At 73.3% G+C, this 5647-nt stretch carries 6 protein-coding genes; 3 read left to right on the top strand and 3 right to left on the bottom strand.

The genetic code is table 11. The features are described 5' to 3' along the window. A partial coding sequence (locus tag CCN29_RS31635; RefSeq protein ID WP_442538598.1) for an ABC transporter permease occupies positions 1–857 on the top strand: 857 nt, incomplete at its 5' end. A gap of 30 nt (positions 858–887) precedes the next feature. Here CCN29_RS31635 and CCN29_RS31640 read toward each other — a convergent pair. Then, entirely contained in the window at positions 888–1220 is a 333-nt protein-coding gene (locus CCN29_RS31640; RefSeq protein WP_031023184.1) for an Rv1322 family protein, read from the bottom strand. A gap of 241 nt (positions 1221–1461) precedes the next feature. Here CCN29_RS31640 and CCN29_RS31645 point away from each other — a divergent pair, with 241 nt between their 5' ends. Continuing rightward, on the top strand, positions 1462–2490 hold the full coding sequence (locus tag CCN29_RS31645) for an LLM class flavin-dependent oxidoreductase (RefSeq protein WP_031023185.1): 1029 nt from the start codon (positions 1462–1464) through the stop codon (positions 2488–2490). Positions 2491–2574: 84 nt separating this feature from the next. Here CCN29_RS31645 and CCN29_RS31650 read toward each other — a convergent pair whose 3' ends face one another. Continuing rightward, on the bottom strand, positions 2575–2967 hold the full coding sequence (locus CCN29_RS31650) for an SCO5389 family protein (RefSeq protein WP_006130174.1): 393 nt from the start codon (positions 2965–2967) through the stop codon (positions 2575–2577). A 288-nt stretch (positions 2968–3255) separates the two neighbouring features. On the opposite strand from CCN29_RS31650, the gene nucS reads away from it, so the two are divergent. Beyond that, a complete protein-coding gene (nucS, locus tag CCN29_RS31655) occupies positions 3256–3927 on the top strand; it encodes an endonuclease NucS (protein ID WP_006130173.1) in 672 nt (223 codons plus the stop codon). A gap of 87 nt (positions 3928–4014) precedes the next feature. Here the strand turns inward: nucS and CCN29_RS31660 are convergent. Continuing rightward, a partial coding sequence (locus CCN29_RS31660) for a serine/threonine-protein kinase (RefSeq protein ID WP_503167729.1) occupies positions 4015–5647 on the bottom strand: 1633 nt, incomplete at its 5' end.

A 5647-nucleotide genomic window follows, 5' to 3' on the forward strand; every position in this document is an offset into this window, starting at 1 on the left:
GGTACGCCGGCCCCGGCGCCGCACCCTCCGCACCCCCCGCGCCCGGGCCGGCGTACCCGACCTACACCTCGCCCATCCCGGTGGTGCGCACCCACCTCGGGCACGCGCTCGCCTCCGAGTGGACGAAGATCAAGTCCGTGCGCTCGACGATGTGGACGCTGGGCGTGTTCGTCGTGCTCGTGGTCGGCATCGGCGCGCTGGCCGGCCTGGTGGTCGCCGGCTCCGACCCCGACCTGGGCGGCGAGAGCCCGCTGTCGCTGGGCTTCTTCGGACTGCTGCTGGGCTCGATGTGCCTCATCACGCTCGGCGTGCTGACCACCGCCTCCGAGTACGGCACGGGCATGATCCGCACGACGATGGTCGCCTGTCCCAGCCGCGGCCGGGTGCTCGCGGCGAAGGCCCTGGTGTTCTTCCTGCTGGCCTTCGTGGTGACCCTGGTGTGCGCCGCCGTCGTCGGCCTGCTGCACGTGTCGCTGCTGGAGGAGTACAACGCCAAGGACCCCTCCGGCGGGGAATGGCTGAAGGGCACGGTCGGCGTCTCGCTCTACCTGGCGCTGCTCGGCACCCTGTCGCTGGCGGTCGGCTCGATGGTGCGGCACTCGGCGGGCGCCATCACCATCATGATCGCGGCGGTGCTCGCCCCGCTGGTGATCGCGCTGTTCATGTTCTCGCCCTCGCTGGCCGACGTGCAGGAAGCGCTGTTCGAGTACTCCATCCCGAACCAGATGAGCATCTTCTACGCCAACTCCCTGTCGGAGTCGGGCCCGTCGGGCTGGGATCCGCTGTGGATCATGCTGGCCCTCACGGCGGCCGCGCTCGCCGGCGCCTTCACCCTGCTGCGCAAGCGGGACGTGTAACTCCCCCCGGGGGGCCTTCCCCGGGGGCCGTCAGAACCTCGGCGCGTTACGGGACCGCTGCACCCGCGTGGTGCGGCGGTCCTTCGCGTTCCAGCAGGCCTTGTGCCAGTGCCGGCGCTCGTCGACGCCGGAGTGCTCGGGCCAGGCCACCACGTGCGGCACCCCGTCCGGGATCAACTGGTCGCACCCCGGGCACCGGTAGGACTTGCCCTGCGCGCTGGCGCCCGCCACGTGCCGCACGCTCCAGTCCTCGCCCCGCCAGGACTCCGTGGACTGCCAGCCGCCGTAGCGCCCGGAACGGTCGTCCTCGGCGCTCCGGCCGGACGAACCGGCTCCCTTGGGTCGGTTGCGACGCGGGGACACAGGACACCTCACGGGGCTATACAGGATGCACGGACCGCGTCCAGCCTACGCGTCACGCGTCGGGGTACGCGTACGCCGCCAATCGTCACAAGTCACTCCATGGCAGGTGGCGGCCCCTCGCGAGCGGCGCGTTCTGCAGACAATCCGCAAAATCGCTCACCCGGCCGTGTCCTCGGCACGTGTCGGGCGGTTATGCCCTGCGGGGGAGCTCCGCGTCGGAGCCAAGGAAGCAGGAAGAGCAATGCGCGTTGGAAGTTTCGTGTTGGCCGCCCGGTTCCCCGGGCAGGGCGAGGGTGAGGCGCTGCACCGCGCGGTCCGCTCCGCCGAAGTGGCCGAGGAGTCGGGGCTCGACACGGTCTGGCTGGCCGAGCACCACTTCGTGCCCTACGGCACCTGCCCGTCCGCCGTCACCCTGGCGGCGCTGCTGCTCGGCCGCACCCGGCGGCTGCGCGTGGGCACGGCGGTCAGCGTGCTGCCCACCGTCCACCCGGTCGCGCTCGGCGAACAGGCCGCGCTGCTGCACGTCGCCAGCGGCGGCCGGTTCTCGCTGGGCCTCGGCCGCGGCGGCCCGTGGGTGGACCTGGAGGTCTTCGGGGCCGGCCTGGAGGCGTACGAGAAGGGGTTCCCGGAGGCGCTCGACCTGCTGCTGCGCTGGCTGAGCGAGCCGTCCGTGGGCGCCGCCGGCGAGCGGTACCGGTTCCGCGAGGTGCCCGTCGTGCCCCGCCCGACGGAGGCGCTCACCGAGGCCGAGGGCCCGGAGGTCGTGGTCGCCTGCACCTCCCCCGCGAGCGTCCGGCTGGCCGCCGAGCGCGGGCTGCCGATGCTGCTCGGCATGCACGTCGGCGACGAGGAGAAGGCCGAGATGGTCGCCCTGTGGCGGCGTCACGCGCGCGCCTGCGGCCGGCCGTCCGCCGAGATCGAGGGCGCGGCCCATGTCTCGGCCGGGGTCTGCCAGATCGCGGACCGGCGCTCGGACGCGGCCGAGGTCCTGCTGAAGGCGATGCCCGGCTGGCTGAAACAGGGGCTGGAGGCACACGTGACGGTGGACGGCCGGGAGCGGCGGATGCGCGACCCGCTGGCCTACACCGAGCTGCTGTGCGGGCTGCACCCGGTGGGCACCCCGCGGCTGTGCGCCGACCGGCTCGCCGCGACCAGCGAGCGGACCGGCATCTCCCGCTTCGCGCTGCTCGTCGAGGGCTCCGGGGACCTGGCGGCGACCGAGGAGAACGTACGGCGGCTGGGCGCCGAGGTGCTCCCTCAACTCACCTGACGGACAAGGGCGTTCCAGGGATGCTTGCCGCCCCGGTACAGACTGCACCTCCCGCGTACGGAGCGGCAAGCTATCGATGGAGCGTCAGCAGTCGCGCAGTTCCGGCGACTGGTTGAGCAGTTGGCTGCGCACCGAGGTGAAGCGGGCCAGCGTCTCGTCGACCGAGGAGTCAAGCGGGAACACGGCCACCCGGTGGCAGTTCTGGAAGGCCAGCCGGACACCGAAGTGCCGTTGCAGCGCGCCGCGTATCGCGTCACTCGCGAGCGCACGCAGCAGCTGACCGCGTGCCTGCTCGTCCGGCGGGGGCGTCTGGTTGTCGGCGAATGCTCCGCCGTCCACCTTCAGCTGGGCCACCAGGGAGCTGATCATCTCCCACGCGTAGGGCAGGGAGGTCCGGACGCAGTCGACGAAGTCAGCTTCGTCGACCTCGCCTCGCTCGGCCTGTTCGAGTAGGGCCGGTGAGACGTCGAGCGACATGGGTTCTCCTCTCGCACCCCCAGCACTCGGGGGTTGCCTGACAGATAAGGGAGTGCGCGAAAACGAGCACGCTGCGTACACAGTCCGCGACCTCCCGTTCAATACCGTAAGCAACGGACGGTGACCGCACCAGGAGAACGGGCGGATGCGGAACTTCCTGTGGGCCGGTAATCGGCCATCGTGGAAAACGCGTTTTCCAGGAGATACGGGACGCGCCTCATGGGCCCTGAGGGGCACCTGTGAGGGCGAATCGCGTCCACCCCGGCCGGTCGAGTAGCGTTGCCGACCATGCGTCTCGTCATTGCCCGCTGCTCCGTGGACTACGCCGGGCGGCTCACCGCGCACCTGCCGTCCGCCCCTCGTCTGATCCTGGTCAAGGCGGACGGCAGCGTCTCGATCCATGCCGACGACCGGGCCTACAAGCCCCTCAACTGGATGTCGCCTCCGTGCACCCTCAAGGAGGGCGCGGGCGAGGAGGAGGGCGTCTGGACCGTCGTCAACAAGGCGGGCGAGAAGCTCATCATCACGATGGAGGAGATCCTCCACGACTCCTCGCACGAACTCGGCGTCGATCCCGGCCTGATCAAGGACGGCGTGGAAGCGCACCTCCAGGAGCTGCTCGCCGACCGCATCGAGACCCTCGGCGAGGGCTACACCCTGATCCGCCGTGAGTACATGACGGCGATCGGGCCGGTCGACATCCTGTGCCGGGACGCCGAGGGGCGGACCGTCGCCGTGGAGATCAAGCGGCGCGGCGAGATCGACGGCGTGGAGCAGCTCACCCGCTATCTGGAGCTGCTCAACCGCGACCCGCACCTCGCCCCGGTGCGCGGCATCTTCGCCGCCCAGGAGATCAAGCCGCAGGCGCGGGTGCTCGCCGCCGACCGCGGCATCGGCTGCCAGATCCTCGACTACGACGCCCTGCGCGGCATCGAGGACGACAAGCTGCGCCTGTTCTGAGCGGCGCGCCTCGACGGCACGAGCGGGGGGCCGGGTTCCGTGCGGAACCCGGCCCCCCGGTGCGTGTGACGCCTCTGGCGGGCTGGGTCAGATGAGCGTCTCGCCGTCCTCGGGCGGGGTCTGATCCGTGCCGGTGCCGGTGCCCGGGCCTGTGCTCTGCGGGGCGCTCGCGGTGGTCTCCACGGGGGCGGAGGTGGCGGGACCGCTGGCGGAGTTGGTGGTGCTCGGTTCGCCGGTGGGGTCCTCCGTGGGCGTCTCCGTCACGGTGGGCTCCCCCGTGGGATCTTCCGTGGGCTCCTCGGTCTCCGTCTCCGTCTCCGTCGGGTCCGGCGACTCGGACACCGTCGGCCTCGGCGACTTGGACGGCGACTTCGTCGGTTCGTCCGGCGTCTTCGTCGACGTCTCCTCCTCCGACGGCTCGTCGGATTCGGTGGCCGTCGTCGTCGGGTCGTCCGCGGTGCCGGGCGTGCCGTCGGGGCCCGGGTCGGAGGGGCGGCTGGTGGCCTTCCCGGTGTCGCCCTTGTTGCCGGCCGCCGGGTCCGCGTCGAGCTCGCCGTCGCCCAGGCCCTGGCTGGCGGACGGGTTGACGCCGACGTCCCCCGAGGGCGAGGCGGGGTCGTTGCCGGACGTGGCGCCGAGGGTGACGACGGTGCCGAGGACGGCGACGAGCAGCGCGCCCGCGCCCGCCGCGACCAGGTTCCGCCGGGCCAGGCCCTTCAGACCGCCGACGACGCCGCCCTTCGTCTGCTGCGGGACCGTCGCGGCCGGCACGGGGCGGGAGACGACCAGGCCGGTGTCGGCGGGGGGCTGGAGGTCGGGGAAGGCCATCGGCACCCCGCGGGGCGGCGACGCCGACTCCTCCACGTGCGCCTCGGGCACCTCCTCCGCCGCGGTCGGCGCGAGCGTGAGCGGAACGCCGGAGCGGTCGGCGACGAGGGCCAGCGCCCTGCGGCCGGCGACCGTGCCGCGCTTGTCGGCGAGGGCGCCGCGCAGCCCGATGGACGCCTCAAGCTCGGCGCGCGCCCGGTCGAGCTGTCCGGCGCACAGCGCGTGGATGCCCAGCTCGTGGTGGAAGTAGGCCTGTTCGCCGACGTCGCCCGCAATCCGGGCGGCCTCCGCGCCGGCCCGCAGCGCCCGCTCCCAGGCGCTCCAGTGGAGCCCGGAGGCGAAGGCGGGGGCGGCGGTGCGGGCGAGCCGCACCGCGGTGCCGGGCTCGTCGGCGGTGTCCGGGGCGAGCGGCGACAGCGCGGTGAGCGCGGCGAGGATCGCGTCGGACTCGGCGCAGACGCGTTCCGGGGTCACCGAGGGGTGTCCGGTCCACCAGGCGTAGTGCTGCGCGGCCTCGCGGACGCGGGCGTCGGCGTCGTCGGCGTACCCGGCGGCCTCCAGCTGGGCGGGGACGCCCGCGGCGAGCCGGTGGCGGGCGCCGACCGGGGAGACGAGCCCGCAGGCGACCAGTTCGCCGAGGGCGGCGTCGGCGTGGGTGTCGCCGACCAGGGCGGGCAGGTGCGCCTGGTGCGGCACCTCGCCGCCGAGCGCGACGGCGAACCGCAGGGTGGCGCGGGCCGAGGCGCTGAGCCGGGAGGCGAGCAGCGGGGCGGGCGCGGCGGCCTCGCCGAGGGAGGGCAGCGGGACCTCGTCGCCGTCGGCGGGGTCGAAGGGCGCCTCGTCGGGCCGTACGTCCTCGAAGACGCCGAACTCGTCGACGGCGCCGGCGCCG

The organism is Streptomyces pseudogriseolus, assembly GCA_002154585.1.
GTDB classification, from domain to species: Bacteria; Actinomycetota; Actinomycetes; order Streptomycetales; family Streptomycetaceae; genus Streptomyces; species Streptomyces pseudogriseolus.